Source organism: bacterium, assembly GCA_026414725.1.
Lineage (GTDB): Bacteria > Ratteibacteria > UBA8468 > B48-G9 > JAFGKM01 > JAAYXZ01.
On the sequence record JAOAIL010000006.1, the window covers coordinates 1 to 24,972 of the forward strand.

The 24,972-nt window shown below is 33.0% G+C and carries 24 protein-coding genes; 11 read left to right on the plus strand and 13 right to left on the minus strand.

Annotation, left to right across the window (positions count from 1 at the left end):
- Positions 1 to 100: 100 nt before the first annotated feature.
- Genes cas1b through cas6 form a run of 10 tightly spaced genes read right to left on the minus strand, consistent with a single transcriptional unit; the run spans position 101 to position 8,961 of the window.
- Positions 101 to 1,069: a type I-B CRISPR-associated endonuclease Cas1b gene (gene cas1b, locus N3D17_03405; GenBank protein ID MCX8082433.1), complete on the minus strand. Its 969-nt coding sequence runs from the start codon at positions 1,067 to 1,069 to the stop codon at positions 101 to 103.
- Complete coding sequence (cas4, locus tag N3D17_03410) at positions 1,066 to 1,581, minus strand: CRISPR-associated protein Cas4 (protein MCX8082434.1); 516 nt, start codon at positions 1,579 to 1,581, stop codon at positions 1,066 to 1,068. Before cas4 ends, cas1b begins: the two co-directional genes overlap by 4 nt.
- Before the next feature lie 6 nt (positions 1,582 to 1,587).
- A complete protein-coding gene (gene cas3 / locus N3D17_03415; protein ID MCX8082435.1) occupies positions 1,588 to 4,101 on the minus strand; it encodes a CRISPR-associated helicase Cas3' in 2,514 nt (837 codons plus the stop codon).
- 14 nt (positions 4,102 to 4,115) lie between these two features.
- Positions 4,116 to 4,967, minus strand: a complete 852-nt coding sequence (gene cas5b / locus N3D17_03420; protein ID MCX8082436.1) for a type I-B CRISPR-associated protein Cas5b — start codon at positions 4,965 to 4,967, stop codon at positions 4,116 to 4,118.
- A gap of 40 nt (positions 4,968 to 5,007) precedes the next feature.
- Positions 5,008 to 5,949: a type I-B CRISPR-associated protein Cas7/Cst2/DevR gene (gene cas7i, locus N3D17_03425; GenBank protein MCX8082437.1), complete on the minus strand. Its 942-nt coding sequence runs from the start codon at positions 5,947 to 5,949 to the stop codon at positions 5,008 to 5,010.
- The gene (locus N3D17_03430; protein ID MCX8082438.1) at positions 5,939 to 6,259 is read right to left on the minus strand and encodes a hypothetical protein; all 321 of its coding nucleotides are present in this window, start codon (positions 6,257 to 6,259) and stop codon (positions 5,939 to 5,941) included. Before N3D17_03430 ends, cas7i begins: the two co-directional genes overlap by 11 nt.
- Positions 6,252 to 7,397, minus strand: coding sequence for a hypothetical protein (locus tag N3D17_03435; protein ID MCX8082439.1), 1,146 nt, complete (start codon positions 7,395 to 7,397; stop codon positions 6,252 to 6,254). Before N3D17_03435 ends, N3D17_03430 begins: the two co-directional genes overlap by 8 nt.
- Positions 7,379 to 7,957, minus strand: a complete 579-nt coding sequence (locus tag N3D17_03440) for a nucleotidyl transferase AbiEii/AbiGii toxin family protein (GenBank protein ID MCX8082440.1) — start codon at positions 7,955 to 7,957, stop codon at positions 7,379 to 7,381. The genes N3D17_03435 and N3D17_03440 overlap by 19 nt, the downstream gene beginning before the upstream one ends.
- Positions 7,936 to 8,208: a hypothetical protein gene (locus N3D17_03445; protein MCX8082441.1), complete on the minus strand. Its 273-nt coding sequence runs from the start codon at positions 8,206 to 8,208 to the stop codon at positions 7,936 to 7,938. Before N3D17_03445 ends, N3D17_03440 begins: the two co-directional genes overlap by 22 nt.
- 6 nt (positions 8,209 to 8,214) lie before the next feature.
- Complete coding sequence (gene cas6, locus N3D17_03450) at positions 8,215 to 8,961, minus strand: CRISPR-associated endoribonuclease Cas6 (protein ID MCX8082442.1); 747 nt, start codon at positions 8,959 to 8,961, stop codon at positions 8,215 to 8,217.
- A 395-nt stretch (positions 8,962 to 9,356) separates the two neighbouring features.
- On the opposite strand from cas6, the gene N3D17_03455 reads away from it, so the two are divergent.
- The 8 genes from N3D17_03455 to cmk are packed head-to-tail and all read left to right on the plus strand — an operon-like array spanning position 9,357 to position 16,913.
- Positions 9,357 to 10,121 carry a dihydroorotate dehydrogenase electron transfer subunit gene (locus tag N3D17_03455; protein ID MCX8082443.1) on the plus strand — a complete coding sequence of 255 codons (765 nt, stop codon included), beginning with the start codon at positions 9,357 to 9,359 and terminating at the stop codon, positions 10,119 to 10,121.
- Positions 10,112 to 11,050 carry a dihydroorotate dehydrogenase gene (locus N3D17_03460; GenBank protein MCX8082444.1) on the plus strand — a complete coding sequence of 313 codons (939 nt, stop codon included), beginning with the start codon at positions 10,112 to 10,114 and terminating at the stop codon, positions 11,048 to 11,050. Before N3D17_03455 ends, N3D17_03460 begins: the two co-directional genes overlap by 10 nt.
- Positions 11,004 to 12,821 carry an O-antigen ligase family protein gene (locus tag N3D17_03465; GenBank protein ID MCX8082445.1) on the plus strand — a complete coding sequence of 606 codons (1,818 nt, stop codon included), beginning with the start codon at positions 11,004 to 11,006 and terminating at the stop codon, positions 12,819 to 12,821. The genes N3D17_03460 and N3D17_03465 overlap by 47 nt, the downstream gene beginning before the upstream one ends.
- Complete coding sequence (locus N3D17_03470) at positions 12,800 to 13,468, plus strand: hypothetical protein (GenBank protein MCX8082446.1); 669 nt, start codon at positions 12,800 to 12,802, stop codon at positions 13,466 to 13,468. The genes N3D17_03465 and N3D17_03470 overlap by 22 nt, the downstream gene beginning before the upstream one ends.
- Entirely contained in the window at positions 13,465 to 14,952 is a 1,488-nt protein-coding gene (gene metG, locus N3D17_03475; protein MCX8082447.1) for a methionine--tRNA ligase, read from the plus strand. The genes N3D17_03470 and metG overlap by 4 nt, the downstream gene beginning before the upstream one ends.
- Positions 14,952 to 15,665: a UMP kinase gene (pyrH, locus tag N3D17_03480; GenBank protein MCX8082448.1), complete on the plus strand. Its 714-nt coding sequence runs from the start codon at positions 14,952 to 14,954 to the stop codon at positions 15,663 to 15,665. The genes metG and pyrH overlap by 1 nt, the downstream gene beginning before the upstream one ends.
- Positions 15,666 to 15,675: 10 nt before the next feature.
- Entirely contained in the window at positions 15,676 to 16,233 is a 558-nt protein-coding gene (gene frr / locus N3D17_03485; GenBank protein MCX8082449.1) for a ribosome recycling factor, read from the plus strand.
- Positions 16,233 to 16,913, plus strand: coding sequence for a (d)CMP kinase (gene cmk, locus N3D17_03490; GenBank protein ID MCX8082450.1), 681 nt, complete (start codon positions 16,233 to 16,235; stop codon positions 16,911 to 16,913). Before frr ends, cmk begins: the two co-directional genes overlap by 1 nt.
- On the opposite strand, the gene N3D17_03495 is transcribed toward cmk, so the two are convergent.
- The 3 genes from N3D17_03495 to rpsO are packed head-to-tail and all read right to left on the minus strand — an operon-like array spanning position 16,899 to position 20,982.
- Positions 16,899 to 18,617, minus strand: a complete 1,719-nt coding sequence (locus tag N3D17_03495; protein MCX8082451.1) for a hypothetical protein — start codon at positions 18,615 to 18,617, stop codon at positions 16,899 to 16,901. The genes cmk and N3D17_03495 overlap by 15 nt on opposite strands.
- Before the next feature lie 21 nt (positions 18,618 to 18,638).
- Positions 18,639 to 20,708, minus strand: coding sequence for a polyribonucleotide nucleotidyltransferase (locus N3D17_03500; GenBank protein MCX8082452.1), 2,070 nt, complete (start codon positions 20,706 to 20,708; stop codon positions 18,639 to 18,641).
- A 7-nt stretch (positions 20,709 to 20,715) separates the two neighbouring features.
- The gene (rpsO, locus tag N3D17_03505) at positions 20,716 to 20,982 is read right to left on the minus strand and encodes a 30S ribosomal protein S15 (protein ID MCX8082453.1); all 267 of its coding nucleotides are present in this window, start codon (positions 20,980 to 20,982) and stop codon (positions 20,716 to 20,718) included.
- A gap of 152 nt (positions 20,983 to 21,134) precedes the next feature.
- On the opposite strand from rpsO, the gene hisS reads away from it, so the two are divergent.
- Genes hisS through N3D17_03520 form a run of 3 tightly spaced genes read left to right on the plus strand, consistent with a single transcriptional unit; the run spans position 21,135 to position 24,972 of the window.
- A complete protein-coding gene (gene hisS, locus N3D17_03510) occupies positions 21,135 to 22,379 on the plus strand; it encodes a histidine--tRNA ligase (protein MCX8082454.1) in 1,245 nt (414 codons plus the stop codon).
- Positions 22,376 to 24,145 carry an aspartate--tRNA ligase gene (gene aspS, locus N3D17_03515; GenBank protein ID MCX8082455.1) on the plus strand — a complete coding sequence of 590 codons (1,770 nt, stop codon included), beginning with the start codon at positions 22,376 to 22,378 and terminating at the stop codon, positions 24,143 to 24,145. The genes hisS and aspS overlap by 4 nt, the downstream gene beginning before the upstream one ends.
- Positions 24,146 to 24,198: 53 nt before the next feature.
- Positions 24,199 to 24,972, plus strand: a complete 774-nt coding sequence (locus N3D17_03520; protein ID MCX8082456.1) for a LysM peptidoglycan-binding domain-containing protein — start codon at positions 24,199 to 24,201, stop codon at positions 24,970 to 24,972.

A 24,972-nucleotide genomic window follows, 5' to 3' on the forward strand; every position in this document is an offset into this window, starting at 1 on the left:
GGGTAAGATATTTCCTTCCTATTTTCTTCACTGCATTTAATCTTCTCTGGCTTTTTGTTCCTTCTGTAAGGTCAATATCATATATAAATATCATTTGCATTTACCACCACACCTTTAATGGATTATATTTTTTCTCTTCCAATAGATGTTTTATTATCTTATATAGTTCTAATTTTATTAGTGTTTTATATTTTACCTTTTTTCGTAAATTCCTGTGAACCAAAGTAGTATTTAGCATTTCATCAAAAGATTCAATAAATATCTTTCTGCCTTCCTCATCAAGATATATTCCTCCTAATTCCTTTTCAAAATGTTTCTCTGTAATCTGGTTTAAATTTATAAGTTTAAATACTATCCTATCCACTAAAATCGGTTTGAATATCTCGGAAACATCCAATGATAAAGAAAACCTTCTTGCACCTGGTTGATGAAGATAACTTATTGTAGGATTTAAAGGAGTTAAATAAATCTCTCTCAAAACAGTCGTATAAACAAGCGCATTCCCAAAAGATATAAGTGCATTCAAAGGATTACCAGGTGGGTTTACAATTCTTTCTCCAAATTCCCAGCCAGTAATTTTTTCAAAACAACCATAATATAGTTTCCTTGTATGTGCCTCTAAACTCATAAGTTCTGGTATGGTCTTCGCCTTTTCTATTTCTTTCTCAAACTCCTCTATCTGTGATATTTCTTTTTTAAAGTCCTCTCTTTTTTGAAGATTTCTTTTTATATTGTGTATGGCACCCTGAACAAAACATCTTGCAAGAACAATTCTTTTTGTTCCATCAAGATAATGTGCTACTTGTCTGATTAAAAGGTCTCCTGAGAGATTTGTCTCGCGTGGGTAAAAAGTTCCAGAATAATATCCATAATAATTAAATATATGGATACAGATACCATTCTGAGCGGAAAAATTTAAAAACTTATTATTGAAGTCAACTTCTCCAAAGACAAACAACTGGTCTATATTTTCAACTGGAATTGGCTTTTTACCTTCCATTGTTTCAAAAAATATGGTGTTTTCTTTTCGCTTCAATACTCCATTAGAAAAGATATAATAGTTCTTCATATATAACAGAGTTCAAAATATGCACAGTTTCTGCAATATGGTTTTTTTACTACCTCAGGTGGTTTAGATAGGTCCATTATCTCTTTAATATTCTCTTCTGCATTTTCTATATTCCTTCTATCTTCATCTTTTAAAATTACCTCTATTTTTTTCATCAATTTAGGGTAATGAATTATTCCTCTTGTACATTCTACTCCTGTCCTCTGGAGTTTATAGATGTAGAACTTTGTCTGCCATATATGTGCTTCTTCAAGATTCCTTGATTTTTTGACTTCATTAACTATTATTTCATTTCCAATCCTGAGAAAATCCACTTTTATTGTGTCTCCTAACATTATCTCTTTATACCCTTCTCTTTTAAATGAACTCTCACTTAATACTTTACCCATCTCAACAAAATCAGAAAATTGCTCCATTCCTAATCCATGTGAGAACAACCATAGTTTCCTTTTACACACAATATAATAAGCGATATGTGTTCCAGTAATTCTATAATTTAATAAATCTACCATTAGATTTTAAATAATAATTGACTGTTCTTTTATTTTGTTTACCTTTAAAACCCAAATATTCTCAGAATAACTCCGTAATTTTCTACTTATTTCAACATCTTTCTGCACTATTTTATCTTTTAAAATATTCCATAAAGTATCTATTATTTCCCGTTCTTTTATTTTCCATCCTGATAAATTTATTACATATTTAGCTATGATTTCCTTTTTAAACCAAAGCCAAGTAATGTCCAAATTATTTAGAATAGCATCATTTATTTTTTTAATTATTTCATTTTCATGTTCTGATTTTATTATTGACATAGAAAAAATCTCTCTAAATAAATTATGCGCTTCTTCTTTATACTCAGAAACATAGCCAGCGTTCAAAATTGATACTGTCTGAAAAAAAGTATTGATATACTCTGAATTTTCTAAATTGTCATAAAGTCCTTCAACCAACTTTTGTTTCTCCTTTTCTGTAAAATTATTTTTATTTTTTAAAATTTCTAGGGTTCCCTTCAATAAAATCTCTTCATATATCTTTCCTTTCCCAGATTCTATATATCCTTTTTCTTTTATATAATAGACATATATGTTTTTTTCATTTTGAGAATAATAATTTTCATATGTAAAAATTCTATTTGAATCTTTAATACTTCCTGTTAATACATTTACTCTCCTCATTATTCTTCCCATACGTTGAATCAAAGAATCCATTGGAGCAATCTCTGTAAATAAATAATCTGCATCTATATCCAATGATGCTTCAATAACTTGAGTAGCAACAAGTATTTTAGATTTATTCTCATCTTCGGGTTTAGGATTATTGAATTCTTCTTCCAGTCTTTTTTCCTTTTCCTTTCTTTCTTCTAATGTAAATCTTGAATGTAGTATATCAAGGTATATTTTTTGATCTTTAGTACTATTTTTTATGTATTCATACATTTCCTCTGCTTTTTCAACAGTATTACAAACCACAAGAACTCTTTTACCTTTTTTAGATTTATCTATAATTTCTCTTATATCATCTGTAATACTTTTATCTCGCAATTCTATCTTATGCCTGATAAGATCGTCTTTTATTTCAGAATAATAATTAATAATATCGCTATCCGATATGACATTCTTATCTTTCAAATAATTCTTTACAAAATTAGGAAGTGTTGCTGTCATCAATAAAAATTTACCACCCAGAGAAACAATATCTTCTATTAATTTTACTATCATTGCACATGCTTTTGGATTATATGCTTGAACTTCATCTATTACTAATCTTGAATAGCCTAAAGTTGCATAAACTTTTTCGTATTGAGGGTATTTTAAAGATGCAGGAAAAATCTGGTCTCCTGTACATATATTTATGGGTAAAGAAAAATGTCTTGAAAGGTCTAGAATTTTAAGTAGTTCCCCATCTATATCTTCTGTTGAATTGCTTGATTTTTCCACCAAATAAAGGTCTGCATCTGAATGTAAAAGTCCCACATTTTCATTTATGAAAGGGTCTTCTTCTTTAAAAATAGCAGCATTTGATTGGTTTAAGTATTTAGAGATACGGTCAAATATTTGGTTTGTGGCACATCTTAAAGGAAGTGTATAAAAAAGTTTCTCATCCTCTGACCACAATAAAGCAAATTCTGTTTTACCAATACCTGTCGGGGCAATAAGAATCAAATTTTTGTTTTTAAAATTTTCAACCATATCTTTCTGCCAAAATTGTTTGCCAAAATGTTTTTCTAATATATTCTCAATAATAGAAATTCTTTTTGTTTCCTTTTCAACTTCGCATAAAGTAATACCACGGTGTTCTTGCCTTTCTACAAATGAAGTAAAATGGTCTGCTCTTATTAAAAAGCCAGAAAGAAAAATCCACAGATTAAGGTCTATTTTCAATTCTATTTCCAGTTTTAATCTCTCTGGTAGAAAATAAAGAGTGTACGGAGGGATTATCCCAATACTGGTTAAATTACCCCCTTGAGAAATTTGTTTTACAATATGTTCATCAAATGAAATATAATCAGTTACGGCCAATCCATCTATTTTAAAATTAGAAAAAATTTTTTTTAGTTCTTCCGTAAGTGTTGCTCCATTACTATTCTTTAACAGAAATTCTGCTGTTTCTCTCAAATCATTATTTATTTGCAAAAGATACTTTTTTTCGTCTATTTTCCAGTGATGAAAAGCAACAGCAGATAAAAATGTTGTATATAAACTTTCGCTATTTCTACATATTGTCTTTACTTTTTCCTTGTCTATGAAGAACAAGGATAGAATATTGTGTCTTACATAAGGAAATTTATTATTGGAAGTCAGGGTATTGGTATTACCTATCTTTTTCTGAAAAGAAGGCGATATTTTCCCAAGGTCATGAAAAAATCCAGCCCATTTAAGCAGATATTTTAAATAATACTCATCAATATTAGAACCGTTTTTAAAATTGCCATAGTTTAATTTATCTAAAGGTAGTTTTTCAATTGTTTTTATCACATCTTCAGTGTGTTTAATTAATAGTACTCCACTAGATTTTGCCCATATATCCATTTTAATACTCCGGATTAAATCATTTTACACAAAAAAAGAGGAATATTCATTTCAGTATCTGTTATAAATTCAAAAGGTTTTCCGAAATAAAAAGGAAACTCACCTTGTTCAAAAAGTTTCACAGGGATATGTCTAAAATTTCGGAAACCATCTTCTATTTTATAAAGCCCTGTGACTAGATGAAAACTCCCTTTAATTTTTAAGAAGAACTCCTTATAGTCAACAGGATAAAAATCTTTTTCAAACCAATTAGGATATTCTTTACTTTTCTTATTTCGTGGTCTTGGGTCAGGAATCCAAGTATAATAGTATAACTTTCCATAAAAAGGTTTTTTATTATTTTTATCAATATCAACTATCCTTATTGCTTCCTCTGGACTATCTTCAAATACAATCCAGTCCTCTGCTCTTCCAAGATGTAAAGGATAAATTCTATTTTGTGGATTGTTAAATACCTCCTTCAATTCTATGATGAATTTTTCATCACTATGGTAAATGTAGATGATAAGGTTTACATTCTCTAAAACATCTATTCTCGTAGGTATCTGTCTTCCTGGATGTTCAGGAATTTGGTCCATAGTTCTATTTTGTATAGTAATAAATCTATTTCTGTGCGAATTTGCTGACAAGTTTCTTAGCCATATATATTCTTTTGTCATTGATTCAAACTTTCCATAAATAGCAAGACCTAACTCTTTTAACTTAACGAACTTCTCATCATTTTGGTCTTTTATTCCGAGAACATTACATATAAGTCCTATAACAGTAGAATAAGGAGGAATGGGATAAGTATGCCTTCTAGAAAGAGTGAACGGAATTCTATAATGAACATGGGGTTGATAAATTTTTAATCTCAAAAATTTCATTTTAACTATTCCTGTATTTGGTAAATTCTTTTCTTAAGAGCTATTTAAATAACTCTTTTATAAATATATCCCATTTTGCATATGAGTGCTTTTCTATAAAATCTGAACTCATTGCATCTGGTTCTCGAGATTCAACAAAAGTTAAACTTTTTCCATTTATTTTTTCAATCCAACCATTAGATATTCCATTCTGCAGTAAATTCTCCCTAATTCTAAATTTTGGTCTATGATTTTCTTTATAGAATTCCACATCAACAAAGGAATGAAATATTGGAATAGGAATCTTTACGATACCTGAAATCAAAAATAAAGGCACAATGCCAGGACATTCTCCAGAAGAATGATAGTAAAGACCATTGTAAATAGAAGTCAATATGTCTAGAACTCGTCCCTCCTTTTCTTGGTCAGAAATAACCAATCTGCCACTATCATCGGTTCCTATTTTTTTCAAATCCAACGTAAAGGAGGTTTTATAAAGCGACTTATGTTCTTCAGGATTATATGGATTTGGTTCAAGTTTTGCATCTGGATATTGTTTAACATATCTTCTAACTAAATCATGATTCGCATAGAAAGTAATATCTCCTGCCCATGGTTCAAAAGAAATAGATTTTGTTATTCCTATAGCGGATTTCCTTGTAATCTGTTTTCCTTTCCCCTTTTTATTACCTTTTTTAGTTCCCATATATCCAAAAACATCAAGTTCAGCATACTCTTTAATATTACCTTTTTTAAGATCAAATTGAATAACATTACCATTGGCTCTTGTAACGGGCGCTTCTTTCCATCTTTCTGGATTCATCCTGTTAAGTGTTATCCAGAGGTAATGTCTCATTGCAGGCCTTGAAATAAATGAATATGCTTCTCCCCAACCTCTCATAAGTTTCTTGATAGAAGGAATATTTCCTGCTACTTTTTCTCCTCGGTTAAGAGCATCTGCTTCAAAAATAATAGTAATGGTTATTGCTTCCTTAATCTTCATTTTGTTCCTCCTTTATATTTTTTTGTAAAGTTAAAATAGGGGCTAGGAATGAGAAAAGTAATGTTTTAAAGTATATTTCATTCTCAGGTTTAAATGCTTCTATAAGTTCTTCAGGAAATTTCTTTCCATTTGTCTTAAACCATCTAAGTAGTATATAAAAGACATTATCTTTATTCTCGAGACGAATCTGTTCAAGTAACCTGAAAGCGATGTTATCTATTGATTTCAACTCCTCCTCGGATGCTAATTGTCTACTTATTTCTTTTCCTTTTTCTTTTAAATTCCACATTAGTATGTCTATATTAGCCATATCCCACCTCCGTTTTTAAGATTTTCATTATTCTTGTATATAATTCTGACAAAAGGAGTGAAATTTTATAAAGATTATTTATATCCATTTTACTTTCACTTATATACTTTTTTACTGGATCGTTTTCAGAAATCCTTTCCTTATTTTTTATTTTTAATAGAGTCCTTAAAATAAAATAGTTTGCCTTTTCAAGTTCTGAAAATTTTCCATCAAGAAGTAAATTAAAAATTTTTATTTCTCCAATTCTATCTATTAAATTAGCAATTTCATAATCAATTAATATTCTTGTTATGTGATAAGGTAAATCATAATAATCAATAATATTTTCCAATTTATTATTAATTCTAACCCTTCTTTTAACTATCATTTCAATATTCATCATTGTCCAGGTTCCAAGTAGTGCTCTTCTTTTGACAATCCACTGAAGTAAGGAAGTAGCAAAAAGTTTTTTAATGTTATATTGTTCATCCTTGATAAAAAATTTTTCAATAAATTTATTTAAATCCCATGTAAGATAGAATAAAGAAGTATTTATAAAAACATCTTTGTAAAAAGATAAATGATGAAAAATTACTAAATAAGAACACAGATGACATAATGGTGTTGAGGTTTTAAAGTTCCAGAAGGAATTAGGCATTTCTGTAATGGCTCCTCCTAATTCTTTAATATGTATTCCTTGAAATACTTCTCTTTGAGAGATAAATTTAATAAATGAATCTTTATTCTTTTTATATGAAACATTTGTTAAAAATTTACTCTGTAAATCATCTAATACTTTTTGAGGTAAGAAATGCCCACAACACCAATTACAGGATTTATTATTTATTCTGGGTTCAACAGAAGATAATTTTTTAATATATTCTTCCTTAAAAAAATCTTCTTGATTTTTTTGTATATAATTTGGATATCTTTTATTTTTTCCATATATTTTAAACTCTTCGTTTAATTCCTTTTTATGATATTGTACAAGCAATTTATAACTTTCTTCTAAAACCTTTCTTTCTATCTCAACACTCCCATCATTATTAAATTGAAAAGTATTATTTTTCCCAGCGAATTCTAAAATTCGTAACAGGCCGACCACGCCTGCGTTATATAGCCAGTTAGAAGGGTAAAGTGTTATTTTATTATTTGCCATTTTTTCTTTATCTCTTCTATTATTTTTAATGTTTTTCTATTAACATCAGGATAATCTTCTACAGAAAGAATTGCTCCAAGATATAGATTAAAATCCTGCAAAGGAAACTTTTTTTCAAAATCGCTTTCTACTTTTTCTTTTTCCCACTTATATTTACTATAAAGGAATGCAAAATCCACCAAATCTTTTGTTTCAATTCTTCTTCCAGCAGAATAGATTTTGTTAATGAATATGTCATAATCAGAAGCCATTTTTATTCCGTCATATACTTCAAGTGGATTTATATTTTTAAAAGGGAAAAAGATAAAAGAAACTTTTATTCCTTTAATTATAAAGTCAATATTATCCACAAACTTTTCTTCTTTTTCCAGTACAAAAAATTTTTTTATTTTTGAGGATATTCTCATATAAGAAAATTCTTCCTCAGTAAGGAAATCAAGGTCTTCACTAATTCTATGATTATACTTAAACATTAATACAGTCCCACCTGCAAGATAGAAATTTTTGAAATTATTCTGTATCTCCCTCGCTATTTTTTTCATTTGTTCTGTTTTTTCCATATCTTTATCCAGAATTTTACTCCCCTTTTTACTTCAGGGTATTTAAAAGCAATTTTGAAAGTTTCTTCAGGATATTGATAATAAATTTCTTTTATATCTTCAAAATTACCATAGGTGAGTATTCTTAATATATACTTTTCAAGGACAACATCTTTTGCACAATCCCAGAATATACTTCTATATTTTTCAGGAATGTTTACTTTTTCTTTATATGTAATATTTATTCTTTGAGTTTTTCCTATGGTCTTCATCTTATCTCATAACTGTTTTATTACATCAATCATTCCAAAACCCTGGCCAGTTCTTACTCCTATCCCAAAATCATATAAAAATTGCAATACTTCAGGATTCCCTTCAAGGGAAAAGCCACCTTTAAATCCTTTTGCATATCCACCAAAAACAGGAACTATTATTTCTGTTATTCTATAATCCGGTAGGATATTAAATTGTATATTACTTTTCAATGTTTTTCCTAAGATAGAACTATAACTTATTGCTGTTCTTTCATTAAATACTTCATTGAACTTCTGTATGTTATCTTTTGAGGGAACTGTAAACCATTCAGAAAAGTTAGAAGGAGAAGCAGATGGGTCTGTCATTACTATTGCACCTATGGATTTACAAATAATCTTTGAGGAATTTATCCTACGCTGTGGGAGAAGTTGTATATTCTCAAGGACAAACTTTACTCCTTCAATTTCTATAAATGCATTCTCGTTCTTTTGAAGAGATAGTATTCCATTCCAAAAGTGAGAAATTACTGAAATATCACCGGAAGAAAAAATGATAGATATATCAGGTCCTAAAATACCTTTCTCCCAGTTTAGCCCGAGAAATGGAGAATAGACATAGGGTTTTACCTTCTTGGTACTAAATAGTTCTTCGTATTCTAATTGTGAGGCGGTGGAGAATATCTTTTTAAGAAATGATATGAAATACTTTCTGATGTCTTTATTCTTTTCTGTCTTTATAGAGTTGCCTTTCAAAATAAGAGAAAATCGCATTTTAATTATTTTACCTTTAATTTATAAAAGTGTAAATAGATGTTATTACATTGTCTTACTCTTTCCTTGCATCTTTCTTCAGGAGAGGGTAAAAGACCAATCCCTCCCGTATTAGGGGGTGGGAAAATAAGTGTGGGTAGAGAATAAAGCAACGGTTTCACCCTCACCCGTACCCTCTCCCCTCAAGGGAGAGGATATAGAATAAAGAATTGAGGAGAAAGTAAGGGAAGATTTCATTCCCACCCTGTTCTGACGGACTTAAGACACCCACCTCACCATCTCGGTGGGTGTGCTATACAATGTTCCTTACCCGTCGCACCAGCACCCATCTCTCCTCAAGAGAGGGGAAATAAGGTGGTTTTATAAAAAAGGGTGGATGTGGTAAGATATAAGGGATGGAAGCAAAAAAATTCATAATAAAAGATAATCTTTTTCTGACAGAAAAACTTTATCTATTGGAATTAGAAGGAAATTTTAATAAGGTACCTGTACCTGGACAGTTTGTACATATAAAGATAGAGCCATTCTTTTTAAGAAGACCTTTTTCTATCGCAGGATATAGCAAAAATTATTTAAAGATAGTTTATAAAGTGGTAGGAAGAGCAACTGAGGTATTGAGTAGAAAACAAAATGGAGAATTACTTGATGTTATAGGACCACTGGGAAATGGTTTTCCTGTTAATAAAAAATGGAAAAATATATATCTTGCTGGTGGAGGAACAGGTATTGCTCCCCTTCTATTTCTCACAGAAGCATTATTACAGCAAAACTGTAGTATAACTTTTTTTTATGGAGCAAGAACTTCTGAATGTATTGCTTTTAATATCCTGCCTTATAAAGTTAACTATGTATTTTCTACTGATGATGGTTCTTATGGGGAGAAGGGATTACTCGGTGATATACTTGAAAAACATATAGAGAAAGATGGTTCACCAGATGTTATATATGGAGGAGGACCTTACGGATTACTTAAAGATATAGCGAGAATTTCTCAGGAATATGAAACACCTGCTTTTGTTTCAATGGAAAACAGGATGGCGTGTGGAGTGGGTATATGTTATGGATGTGTCACTAAAATAAAAGGGAAAAATGGATGGGAATATAAAAGAGTATGTAAGGATGGACCTGTTTTTAATGTAAAAGAGGTTGTATGGGAATAAAAGGGATAGAAATCAGGTTGGGCAAACTTAATTTAAAAACACCTGTGATTATAGCAAGCGGAATATTCAGTTATGGAGAGGTAAAACTTAACTACCTTGACTATGAAAAAATTGGAGCAATAGTAACAAAGACAATCACACTTAACCCTCGCAAAGGCAATCCTCAACCCCGTATCTGGGAGACATCTTCAGGAATGATAAACTGCATCGGGCTTCAAAATCCGGGTATAAAGGAATTTCTGGAGAAAGGACTATACAAGATAGATGGTGTTAAGACAATTGTAAGTATATCTGGAGAAAGTCCTGAAGAGATAAAAAGAATGTTAGAACTGCTTGTAAAAAAAGGAGTAGAAACAATAGAGTTAAATCTTTCCTGTCCAAATGTAAATAGAAATAATCGTATGGTTGCTCAATCTCCAGAGGATACATACAATTTTATTAGAAATGCAAAAGAGATATTTAAAAGAGAAACTGTTATAGCAAAATTATCTCCAAATATAACAGATATAACCGAAATAGCATTATCTGCAGAAGAGGCAGGGGCAGATGCAATAAGTTTAATAAATACCTTAAAAGCAGTTGCTGTAGATATAGAAAATATGAGGATTATTGAAGGCGGGCTTTCAGGTTCCTGTGTAAAACCTGTAGGACTGAAGGCGGTATATGATGTATATAAAAAAGTGAAAATTCCAGTAATAGGTATGGGAGGAATAACAACAGGCAAAGACGCTCTGGAATATATCCTTGCAGGAGCAAGTGCTGTGGGGATTGGGAGTGGACTTTTTTCTAACCCTTATATTGTAGACCAGATATATGAGACATTTACAGAATTTTTGAAAACACATAGATTAAAAAACATATCTGAAGCAACAGGGCTTCTAAATGAAAAAAAGAAATCGGGAGAAAGAACAAAAGGAGAAAAGGGTTAGTCCTTATAATGGTTTTATTATTATAAGTATCTGTATCTTTGTTTTTTTTAGATTTTTTGTTGATGGGTTAAGTTATCCTGTATATAATTTTATCTGGAATATCTATTTTTTCTTGCTTACCATAACCCATATTCTGATTAAAAATTTTAAAATAGAACTTGATAAAACATCTATATTACTTCTCCTTTATTTCACCATATCATCCATATCAACAGGTATTTCACCTATAAAAGGGACAGGAGTTGGTTTTAATGCACAGATACTTGCTTACTGGTGTATATTCTTTTTGGTAAAAGAGGTATTCAAAACAGTTGATGAGAAAAAAATTTTGCTTTTCACTATTATTATCAGCGGGTTTCTCATTTGTATCTACGGAATAGACCAGTATTTTTTTGGTCTTAAACAGACAAAGGAATTTATATATTCCAGACCTGAACTTCTAAAAACGTTACCACCTACATTCCTTGAAAGAATCCAGAGTAACAGGGTTTTTGCAACATTTATATATCCCAATATATTTGCATCATTCCTGCTGTTTCTTATACCTCTTTCATTTTTTTTATCCATATCCAGAGAGAGAATTATTTTAAGGGTAATAGCAATGGCAACACTTATACTTTCTCTCTGGAATATATTTCTTACGGGTTCCAGTGGTGGTATATATATACTTCTTTTTGTTTTACAGATAATAACAATTTTTCTGATATTTGATACACGAAGATTAAGAATTATTCTGCCTGCCTTAATCATCTTTGAAATGTTGTTTATGTATGGTGGATATACAGCAGGGAAACTCCCCAAAATGAGTTCTTTTGTTGATAGAGTAAACTACTGGAAAGCAGCCACTACAGTATTTAAAGAACATCCTTTAGTTGGAGTAGGACCAGAAAATTATAAATATTACTATTTAAAATATAAAACACCCGGTGCGATGGAAGCAAAACATCCTCATTCTATATTTTTTGCATCACTCGCTGAAACAGGTATTGTAGGCACATTTTTCTTATTTGCTTTTTTTATAACTATAGGGATAAACCTTTTTACAAATGCAAAAGTGTCAATGTTAGAAGCAGGAGTGTCTTTCTCTTTTCTTTCTTTCCTTCTCCATAATTTCATTGATTTTAATTTTATCAATCCCGCTGTTGCTGTTCTATTTTTTATAGGTGGTGGGCTTGCTTCAACTAACCCAAAAGAAAATAAATTTAATAGATATCGCTCCTTGACAGATGGGGTTAATTTTCTTATTATATTACTGCTAATTTTTACTACTATAGAATATACAAGATTTTCTCTTTCGCAGAGAGAAATGGCTCTTTCAGAAGAGGAAAGTGATATAAATACTAAACTTTACTACATTGAAAAAGCAGGAAAGTTGTATGGGAATAATTTTGAAATATATGAGAAGAAAGGAGATATTTTCTATACCATTTTTACTTTTAAGAAAGAACTAATCTATAAACAGCAGGCAGAAATTTTATATTTACAGGCAATCAATTTAAATCCATTATTAATAAGTTGTTATAGAAAACTTGCATTTCTATATGAAGCCACAGGAGATTATAAAGATGCGGAAAGAATGTATCTAAAAGTTCTAAAATTATATCCTGATAAGAAACAGTACAATATAGAAATGGCTTTGTTTTATAAAAAGACAGGGGATGAAGACAGGTTTCGTTACTATTACGAAAAAAGCAAGGGACTCAATGCAGTTTCAGTAGAGGAAGGTATGGTTATAGAAGGATATGAAAAATGGATAGAATCGCTGAAATAGAGACCAGAAAAGGCGAAAAATCCCAGTTTTTCAGGGTCGGACAGGACTTGATAGATGTAAAGAAAGGTGACCTTTGTATTATAGAATTAACACAGGGAACTATTGATTACGGGAAGGTCTATGGATTTATTGAAGGGAAAACACTGCTTAAACCGACTATCTCTGGTAAGGTATTGAGAAAAGTAACAGATAAAGATATTGAAGTTATAAAGGAAAACAGAGGAAAGGTATTAGAATGTATTGCTATATGTAAAGAAAAGATAAAAACATATAATCTTCCAATGAAACTGATTGATGCAGAGTACTCCTTTGATAGGACAAAAATAACTTTTTATTACTGGTCTGAAAGTAGAATTGATTTTAGAAACCTTGTGAGAGAACTGGCAAAGATATTCAACTGCAGGATAGAAATGCGACAGATAGGGTTGAGAGACGAAGCGAAAATTAAAGGGGGGTATGGAATATGTGGCTGTCCACTATGCTGCGCACAGTTTTTAAGAAGGTTTGATTCAATAACAATGAGAATGGTTAAAAATCAGAATTTACCACTTGATATTAATAAGATTACAGGACAGTGTGGACGATTGTTATGCTGCCTTGGTTATGAAGATGAACTTTATAAAAAAGAACTTTTGAAAAAACAATGAAGATTTATATAACTACTCCTATATATTATATAAATGCAGAGCCCCATATAGGACATACCTATACAACTATTGCTGCTGATACCCTCGCAAGGTTCTATAGAATGTCTGACTATGACGTTTTCTTTCTCACAGGAACAGATGAACATGGACAGAAAATATATGAAGCAGCCCAAAAACAGAATATAACCATAAATGAGTTTGTTGATAGAAATTCTACCATATATAAAAATCTCTGGGATACATTAAATATCTCCTATACAAGATTCATAAGAACAACTGAACCAATGCATGTGGAAACTGTAAAAAAGATATTTGTCAAACTATTAGAAAAAGGAGACCTGTATAAAGGAGAATATACTGGATACTACTGTACTCCCTGTGAAAGTTATGCAATACCGGAAGATGAGAGTAATCCACTCTGTCCTGACTGTAAAAGACAGATGAGTAAAATCTCTGAACCATCCTACTTCTTCCGTATTTCAAAGTATGCAAAGCAACTTGAAAAATTTATTGAAGAAAACAATTTTGTTAAACCGGATTTCAGAAAAAATGAGGTGCTTAATTTTATCAGGTCAGGGTTGTATGATGTGAGTATCACAAGAAAAAATGTTGAATGGGGTATTTCTGCTCCAACATCTGAAGGTTATACTATTTACGTATGGTTTGATGCTCTTATTAACTATTTAAGTGGGATAGGTTATATGCAAGATGATAACTCATTTTTAAAGTACTGGCCACCGGATGTACAGTTTATAGGAAAGGATATTATAAGATTTCATCATATTATATGGCCCTGTCTTTTACTTGCACTGGACCTTCCACTTCCTAAAACTATATTTGCTCATGGCTGGTGGATATCCGGTAAAGACAAAATTTCAAAATCAAAAGGCAATATAGTTTCACCACAGAACATTATAGCAGAATACGGACTGGATGCTTTCAGATACTTCCTTTTAAGAGAAGTCCCTTTTGGACTGGATGGTGAGTATTCAGAAGATGGTTTCAAAAAAAGGTATAATAGTGACCTTGTTAATGACCTGGGAAATCTTGTAAATAGAACCCTTAACCTTATAGAAACAAAAACACAGGGTGTGATAAGTAATGTAACACCTGATACATCTCTTGTAAATCTTGCTATTACTTCATCTGAAAAATATTTTGAAAAGATGGAGAAGATTGCGTTTTCAGAAGCACTTGAGGAGATATGGAAACTTGTATCCTATCTAAACAGATTTCTTGATGAAAAAGCCCCATGGCGGGAAGGATGCAGCAATGTAAAAGAAATTCTTTACAGTACCATCTATGGCATCCGTAATGTATCAATAATGCTTGCTCCTTTTATTCCTTTTTCTTCTTTAAGAATATGGCAGATGATAGGTTTTGATGGAGACCCTAACAGAGATGGATTTAAACTGTTAAACCAGAAAATGTCAGAAGGTATAAGGATTAAAAAAAGGGAGATAATCTTCCCGAGGAAAAAATAATGAAACCACTATATAAAAGATTTGTTCTAAAACTCTCAGGAGAAGCACTGCAAGGAGAGGAGAAGTTCGGTATTAATTCAAAAGCAATTATTTCTATAGCGAAAGAGATAAAAGATGTATGGCAGTTAGGATGTGAAATAGGGATAGTACTGGGTGGAGGGAATATATATAGAGGGAACACGAGAGATAAAGAGATTACAGACCCTGTAACAGCAGATTATATGGGAATGCTTGCCACGGTTATTAATGGACTTGCACTGCAGAATACACTTGAAAAATTAGGACTTGAAACACGTGTTCAGAGCGCCTTTGATATGAAGCAGTTCTGTGAAATGTATATAAGAAGGAGAGCAATAAGACATCTTGAAAAGAGAAGGATTGTTATATTTGTAGGTGGAACAGGAAACCCATATTTCACAACTGATACTGCTGCTGCCTTAAAAGCAATAGAGATTGGCGCAGAGGTAATACTTAAAGCAACAAAGGTTGATGGAATATATTCAGCAGACCCAATGACAAATCCTACGGCAAAGAGATACAACAATCTTTCTTATATGGAAGTACTTCAGAAACGACTTAAAATAATGGATGCTTCTGCAATCTCTCTATGTATGGACAACCATATCCCTGTGGTGGTCTTTAACCTATTCAGAAAAGGGAATCTAAAAAAGATAGTAACAGGTAAAGGAATTAAAACAATTGTAAAGGAGTAAGGGGGTTTATATGAAAGGGAAGATATTCAGTGAAGTAGAGAAAAAAATGGAAGGAGTTGTTAACTTTTTTAAAAAAGAAATCGGGACTTTGAGGGCAGGCAGGGCTTCTATTTCACTCCTTGAAGGTATTACTGTAGAGTATTATGGTTCAAAGATGCCTATAAGTCAGATTGCAACAATAACTATACCACAGCCACAGTTGATTGTAATACAACCATGGGATAAAAATATGCTTCAGGAAATAACAAAAGCAATCCAGTCCAGTAATATTGGTCTTAATCCTATTGCCGATGCAAATGTTATCCGGGTTCCTGTACCACCTATCAGTGAGGAAAGGAGACAGGAACTGGTAAAAATTCTCCACAAAATGGGTGAAGAAGCGAAGGTTGAAATAAGAGAAATTAGAAGAAAAGGGAATGAAGAGTTAAAAAAAGCAGAAAAAGAAAAGATGATAACCGAAGACGATATGCATAAAGGAATAGAAGAAATACAGCAGACAACTGATAAATTCATAAAAGAAATAGATAAAAAAGTAGAAGAAAAAAGTAAAGAAATACTGGAAGGTTAATGAAAAAATTTGTAATAGCGATAGATGGACCTGCAGGAGCAGGAAAAAGTACAGTTGCTAAAATTGTTGCAAAAAAGATTGGTTTTTTATATGTAGATACAGGTGCAATGTATCGTGCACTTACCCTGAAAGCATTAAGAGATAGGATACCTCTAACAGACGAAAAAAAACTGATAGAGATGGCACAAAATAGTAAGATAGAACTTCAGGATAATTCAGAAAGATACAGTGTATTTCTTGACGGTAAGGATGTCAGTGAAGCAATTAGAACAGAAGAAGTGAGTAAAGGCACACATTTTATTGCTTCTATACTCCCCATAAGAGAGATACTATGGAAAATGCAAAGAGAACTCAGGGAAAGGTATGATATTGTTATGGAAGGAAGAGACATAGGAAGCAAGGTGTTTCCTGATGCTCAATTAAAAATATTTCTTGATGCAAGTGTAGAGGAAAGAGCAAAAAGAAGATATCTACAACTGAAAGAGAGGGGGATTGAAGGGGACTTAACTGTTATAGAAAAAGAGATAAGAGAACGTGATGAGAAGGACCGGAAAAGAACTATATCTCCCCTTATAAAACAACCGGATGCTTTCTATATTGATACAACAAAAATGACTATCCCGCAGGTTATTGAAGAAATAGTTAATCTTTATAAAAATTTAAAATCAAATAAATCTTGAGGCAAGTTTAAGTTTTGTCTGGGTCTCTCCACCATTTATAAGATATAGAAGTGGTAAAGGTCTATCCACTCCTTCTATAAAAGATGGCCTCGCCTGCCAGGGGGTTACAGAAAGAACATTGGTAAGGTCCATCCAGTATTCAAGTCGTGCAGGTTTAATGTCCCATACCATATGAAAGTGATTTGCCGGTGCATACTGTTTGTATTCAAGCATTGTAGCATACTTTGGAACAACAAATGTATGTGGCCATGTATAGGTAGATGTCTTACAGACAGCATCAGCAAGTTTAGAAGGCAGTTCTACTGTTTCTGCCTCATCCCATATAAAAGAAAACATCCCTGTTATGCTACTATATGCCATCCTGCCTGCTATACCTTTAATACCAGCAGGTGAAACAAAAGTTACAGAATTTCCAAGCCCGGGGAAATATCCTTCATCAGCGAGCGGAAAAGAAATTTTTGACATAATCTCTTCTATAGAGGAACCTGGTAATGCAGCCCAATCAAAAGAAGCACTTCCAGAATTATCTCCATCCACAAAACCCTTTTTCTCCCATATTGTATCTCCGGTCAACTTAACCCCTATTTTATCAGCAAGCTGTTTTATTTCCCATGGTTCCCAGACCTTTCTGAAATCCATAAATAGAGGTGGGTTGCCTGCGGTAAGATAGGTAAAGAATAGCATAGTAAGAAGCCCCTGAACATCTGCTTCAGTGGCATAGGGTAAAGGAGGTTTTTTCCCGTTATGGTCAAAAGTAGAATTAAAAAGGGACTCCATAACATCAGCAACTGGAAGGGGAATACCTCTTAAGTCAGAACCCCACTCTAACTGACTCATAAAACCACCACCAACAGCATTAAGGTCTTTCATTATATCTCTCGCTATCAGATACATTGCAAGAGAATTATTAAATCTTTCATTGTCTTCTTCATTTCTAATCTCTATCCTTCCCTTACAGTGCCTATCAAACCAATTCCTTAATTCTTTCAGTTCGCTCTGATTGTATGCCTTTTTTTGTAACATATCTGCAAGAAGTTTCATATCCAGTCGGGTTATCTCTATACCAAATATCTTTCTTGTAGGTATAATATGTGCCAGTGCTGTTTCCATCCCCATAGAGTCATGACCGAATATAACAACACGTCTACCCTGTAGTGCCTTAAATGTTAATGCAGAATAACACCAGTCAATAAGTGATTCAGCAGTATTATCAGTCATAACAGGATTCTGTCCTGTATCAGGCCATGTACCTATATTTATATGGATAAGTTTTCCATATTGAGAAACAGCACCACTACAGGCATGGGTATATACAACACCTGGTTTAGGACCACTATTACCACAGGTAAGATTCACAGGTGTGTCTGGTGGAAACTGCTGAATGAAAGAGATAAGAGTCAGTTGAGGAAATGCCCATGTGTCAGGAACACCTACAAGTATATTAACCTTTGCATTTTTAAATTGAGAAGCAACTATATCCGCTTCTTTCTCACCTTCTATAAGAACATCGCTATAAACAACTTTTACAGGAGTACCATCGGGCTTCTTAATTTTGCCGGAGATAATCTCTGCTGTCATTCTAACAATATTTGCTACTCTTTCTTTAGATGTTTTATCAATACGGGGGTCAGATGGAGCGAAAACCCCTATTACACATTCAGATGGTTCTGAAATCTGTGTTCTGTTAAGTTTTACAGGTTCCATATACTCCTCCTGCGGTTTTCTTTATAATTTTTTTGTTTTAGATAACGCCTGCTTCCTGCTCAATTTCGCTCTACCCTGTTCATCAAAACCGAGAAATTTTACAGGTATAGTATCCCCTTCTTTTATTACATCCTCAACCCTTTTTACATGGTGAGGTGCCAGTTCTGAAATATGGACCAGTCCTTCCTTCCCGGGTAAAAATTGTACAAAAGCTCCAAAACTCATCACTTTCACTACCTTGCCTTCATAAATCCTACCCGGCTCTGGCTCTTCTGTAATTGCCCTTACCATCTCAGCAGCATCTTCACAGGCACGACTATCTGAAGAATATATCTTTACAGTTCCATCATCTTCTATATCTATCTCTGTGCCTGTATCTTCTATAATCTTCTTTATTGTCTTACCGGATGGACCAATAACAAGTCCTATCTTATCTGGATTAATCTTCATTGATATAATCCTCGGTGCATATACAGATAGTGACGGTCTTGGAGAAGTAATAACATCATACATCTTTTTTAGAATTATCCTCCTTGCTTCCCTTGACTGATAGAGTGCTTTTTCTATTATGTTAAGGGTTAATCCTTCTTCCTTGACATCCATCTGAAATCCCGTAATTCCTGTTTCTGTTCCTGCAATTTTTAAGTCAAGATTGCCATAGTGGTCTTCCTCTCCGGCTATATCAGTCAACAAAATATACTTATCTCCATTTTTTATTATTCCTATTGAAACCCCTGCTACATGTTTTTTAACAGGGACGCCTGCATCCATCAGGGCAAGGCTTCCCGCACAAACAGTTGCCATAGAGGATGAACCATTTGATTCAAGAATTTCTGCTACAATCCTTATAGTATATGCAAAATCCTCTTCTGAAGGGATAATAAACTCCAGTGCTCTCGCAGCAAGTACACCATGTCCTATTTCTCTTCTTGATGCCCCTCTTAAAGGAGACACCTCCCCTACTGAAAAAGGCGGGAAGTTATAATGAACCATAAATCTTCTGGTCATCTCTTCATGCAGTCCTTCTATTATCTGCTCATCCTTACTTGTCCCGAGTGTTACAGAAGCCAGACACTGTGTCTGCCCTCTTGTAAATAAAGCAGAACCATGTGTCCTCGGTAATAAACCAATGATACATTCAACAGGTCTTATTTCATCAGGGGCTCTTCCGTCAAGTCGTTTACCTGTGGTTAATATAAGATTCCTGATGCTTTTCTCAAGGATATCCTGAAATATCTTTTTTGCTTTTGCTTTTTCCTCTTCTGTAAAAGAAGACAAAAATTCTTCTTCAAGTGAATCATAAAATGAACCTCTTGCTTTTTTATCAGGAAACTCATACGCCCTTTCTACCTTATCAGAAAGGAATATCGTTGCTTTGTTTTTTATATCATCGTCATATTTTTCTTCTTCCCATACTTCTTTCTCACCTATAAATCCCTTCTGTTGTTCTATTATCTTTTTTATCTCCTGATGTCCTATTTTTATTGCCTCTAAAAACTGCTCTTCAGAGAATTCTTTACCATCTCCTTCAATCATTAAAATTGTATCTTCTGTTCCGGAAATAACCATATTTATCAAACTATCTTTCATCTGTATGGACGTAGGATTAATAACATACTTATTATCTATAAGACCTACCCTTACTGCACCGATGGGACCAGAAAAGGGTATCTTTGAAACAGTAATAGCGGACGATACTGCAATCACAGCAGGAACATCTGGATTGTTTTCCATATCAGCAGAAACAACACTTACAATTATCTGGACTTCTTTTCTGTATCCCTTCGGGAAAAGAGGCCTGATAGACCTATCTATTAAACGGCTTACAAGGATTTCTCTTTCTGTTGGTTTTCCCTCCCTCTTAAAAAAACCACCAGGAATTTTTCCAATAGAAGAGATATATTCCCTGTAATCACAAACGAGAGGGAAAAAATCCACATCTTCACGAGGTTGTTTTGAACTCACCACTGTGGCGAGAATAACAGTATCACCTACACGAGCCCATATTGAACCATCACTCTGTTTGGCAACAAAACCACTTTCAAGGGACAAAATATTATCTCCGAAAGGAATTTCTATTTTTTTACCCATTATGTTTTCACTTCCTGATGTTTAATTTCTCGATAATCTCAAGATATTTGGAAGGGTTTTCCATCTGGAGATATCTAAGAAGTTTTCTTCTCTGTCCTATGAGTTTTAAAAAGCCACGTCTGGAGTTTGTATCCTTTTTAAATTTTTTGAAATGTTCATTAAGCGCTTCTATCCTTTTGGTAAGCAACGCTATCTGCACTTCCGGGGAACCTGTATCAGAAGGATGTCTTCCAAACTCCTTCGCTATCTCTTTTTTTACTTCCGTCTCCAACATTTTTGCTCATCTCCTTTCTATTGTTTAGGATTTTCAATGATTATATATCTTCAAAGATATTTTGTCAATAAATCTCTCTTGTGATAAGATATAAAGCAATTATATAGGTTGTATAGCGTTAAATTAAAGATAGCATAATCTTTTGTTGACCTATGGAAAAATATATAAAAGTTCGCGGTATGCATGATATATTACCGGATGATGTTTCAAAATGGCAGTTTATTGAAAATGTTCTTGTAGAAACCGTAAGATATTATGGTTATAAAGAGATAAGAACTCCAGTAGTAGAGTATCGTTCACTATTTGAAAGAAGTATAGGTAATGAGTCAGACATTATCTCTAAAGAAATCTACGCTTTCAAGGATAGGAAAGGAAGAGAGGTTGCTCTAAGACCCGAAGGGACTGCTTCTGTAGTAAGGGCTTTTATTGAATCAGGGATGTATGCAGGAAGAAGGATATTCCGGCTTTATTATTATGGACCTATGTTCAGATATGACAGACCACAGAAAGGCAGATACAGACAGTTCTATCAGTTCGGGATTGAATTATTAGGCGGTAAAGACCCTTTTTTTGACACTGAGATTGTTTTACTACTTAAATTTATAGCAGACAGGTTAAACCTTAAAGGATATTATTTTCTTATTAATACATTAGGATGTCCTTTATGTAAAAATATATACACTGATATGGTAAAAGATTATTTTTCAGTAAGGCAGGACATCCTTTGTGAGGACTGCAAAAAAAGGACTATTTCCTCTCCCTTACGGATACTTGACTGTAAACAAGATGTCTGTAAAAAAATCGTTTCTGATGCACCTGTAATTGGAGATATTCTCTGTGATAATTGTAAAAAACATTTCAGAACATTTGAGGAATCTTTGAAAGCAAATATGGTCCCTTACAAAGTTGACCCCCACCTTGTAAGAGGACTTGACTATTATACAAGAACTGTATTTGAGTTATATGTCTCAGGAGAAGAAAATGCTATTGCAGCAGGTGGTAGATATGATACCCTTGTTCAGCAATTAGGGGGACCTGATATTCCTGCCATTGGATTTGCCATTGGGATGGAACGTCTTATCTCTCTCGTTGAATATAATCAATCAAAAGAAGCATTTTTTTATCTTGCCTGTATAGGGGAAGAAGCAAAAAATGAAGGTACTATCATTGCTAATAATCTCCGTAAAGAAGGTATAGTAATTGAAACAGATTATGAAGAAGAGACACTCCGTTCCCATTTAAAAACTGCCAATAAGATAGGGGCACACTGGTGTATAATAATCGGAGAAGATGAAATAAAAAGAAAAGAGATTTTAGTTAAAGATATGGTATCAGGGAAGCAGATTATTATTCCTATAGATAATTATACAAGCAGAATAAAGGAGATATTAAAATGATGAGAACTCATAATTGTGGCGAACTTAACAGGACACATTCAGGAGAAAAGGTTGTTTTATGCGGTTGGGTAAACTCTATAAGGGACCATGGAGGGATAATATTTTTTGATATAAGAGACCGTTATGGTGTAACACAGATAGTATGTTCTCCGGAAAGTTTTAAGGAAAGTGGATTTGAAAATATAAAGGCAATAAGAGATGAGTGGGTCGTCAGAATTGAAGGAACAGTAAAAGAAAGGGCTCCAGAAACAGTAAATACTAAGATACCCACCGGTGAGATAGAGGTTGTTCCAGAAAAGATAGAAGTTCTGAATACTTCTCTTCCTCTACCATTTGAAATTTCTGATATAGAAAAGATTGAGGAGACACTAAAACTAAAATATAGATACCTTCACATAAGGAAATCACGGTTGACTGAAAACCTTCACAAGAGGGCACTTTTTGCACATTATATAAGAGAATTTTTGATATCAGAGCAATTCATAGAAGTTGAGACCCCAATTCTTACAAAGAGTACACCTGAAGGAGCACGGGACTTTATCGTCCCTTCACGATTAAATCCTGGGAAATTCTATGCACTCCCACAATCACCTCAGATTTTCAAACAACTTCTTATGGTAGGAGGTATTGACCGATACTTCCAGATAGCGAGATGTTTCAGAGATGAAGACCTGCGTGCTGATAGACAGCCAGAGTTCACACAAATAGATATAGAGATGTCCTTTATAAGTGAGGATGATATTATTTCTCTTATAGAAAGGATGTTAAAATATGCTATTGAGAAAACATTTAATATTCCGATAATAATTCCTTTTCCACGGATATCATATGATGACGCAATCTCAAAATATGGAGTTGATGCCCCTGACATAAGAATACCTTTAGAATATATAAACATCTCTTATATATTTCAACAGACAGAGATAAAAGTACTGAAAGATATTATTGAAAAAGGAGGAACAGTAAAAGGATTTATTATCAATGAAGGTGAAAAAATATCTCTTAAGGATATAGAAAATCTTGACAGGATGGTCAGGGAAGCAGGAGGCAGTGGACTGGGATGGATACGATTAAAAGGAAATGATGTGCAGAGTCCTTTTAAGAAATTTCTGTATCCTGATATAATCCAGAAAATAAAAGAACTTACCTCTTCAGAAAATTGTATTGTTTTTTTCCTTGCCGGTGAACAGAAAAAAATAACAGAGCTTCTTAATATAATAAAAAAACAAGTCGTAGAAAAAATTTTTACAAATAAGTCCGATGTCTTGAAGTTTATATGGGTAATAAACTTCCCTCTTTTTGAATATAATAATGAAGAAAAGCGATTTCAGGCGGTTCATCATCCATTCACATCTCCAAAAGAAGAAGATATACCTAAGTTTAAACAGAACCCAGCAGATATGCGTTCAAGGGCATATGATATTGTATTAAATGGAATTGAAATTGGTGGTGGAAGCATAAGAATAAACAGAAGAGATATTCAGGAAGAAGTATTTAGGACAATAGGATTAAAGCAAGAAGATGTAAAAGAAAGATTTGGATTTTTACTAAATGCTCTTGAATATGGTGCTCCACCACATGGGGGTATTGCATTAGGATTGGACCGTCTTATAATGCTGCTGGCAGGTGAAGAGAGCATAAGAGATACCATTGCATTTCCCAAAACACAAAAAGGTACCTGTCCTTTAACAGAAGCCCCGGGAGATGTGGACCTGCAACTTCTGAAAGAAAATAGAATAAAAATTGACATAGAAAAATTGAAGTGATAATATAAAATAAGTAAAAAAGTAAAAACTGCTTTTATTAAAAGGGGCAAATTATGAAAAGGAAGATAATAAATTTTTGTATAGGTGCAGTATGCATCATTTTCCTTTCTGGCTGTGCAACTACAGGTAAAAAGGGGAGTAAAGAGATTGCAAAAAACGACCTTGAACTGATTGATATAAAGATGAAACAACTCCTTGCTATATCTGAAACAAGTTTAGAAATCAGCCGTAAGGCAGAGGAAACATCAAACGAAGCACTTGAAAAAAGCAAACAAGCAGAAGCAACGAGTGATAAAGCATTAGAAGCATCAAATAAAGCAATAGAAGCATCAAATGAAGCAAAGAAATATGCTGAAGAACAATCGCAAAAAGCGATAGAAGCAGCAAACGATGCGAAAAAGTATGCTGAAGAACAATCACAGAAAGCAATAGAAGCATCAAATACTGCCTCTAAAGCGGCTATTGAATATTCTGATAGAGCAGCAGAAAAAGCAATTCAGGCATCTAACGAAGCAATTAAGGTAGCAAATCTTGCAAGTGAAAAGGCAATAGCAATAGCAAATCAGACAATGGCAGAAGTAAACAGGTTAAGAGCAACTATAAAGATGCAGGAAGAGGTAGAACCCATATTGAAAGAAGAACCAGCGGTTAAAATAGAACAGGTAGAACAAAAAGTACACATTGTTAAGAGCGGAGAAACACTTTCCACTATTGCCTGTAAATATTATAAAGATTCCTCTAAGTGGAAAGTAATATATGATACAAATAAAAATGTTCTTAAAAACCCTAATGTTATTACACCGGGAACAAAATTAGTCATTCCATAA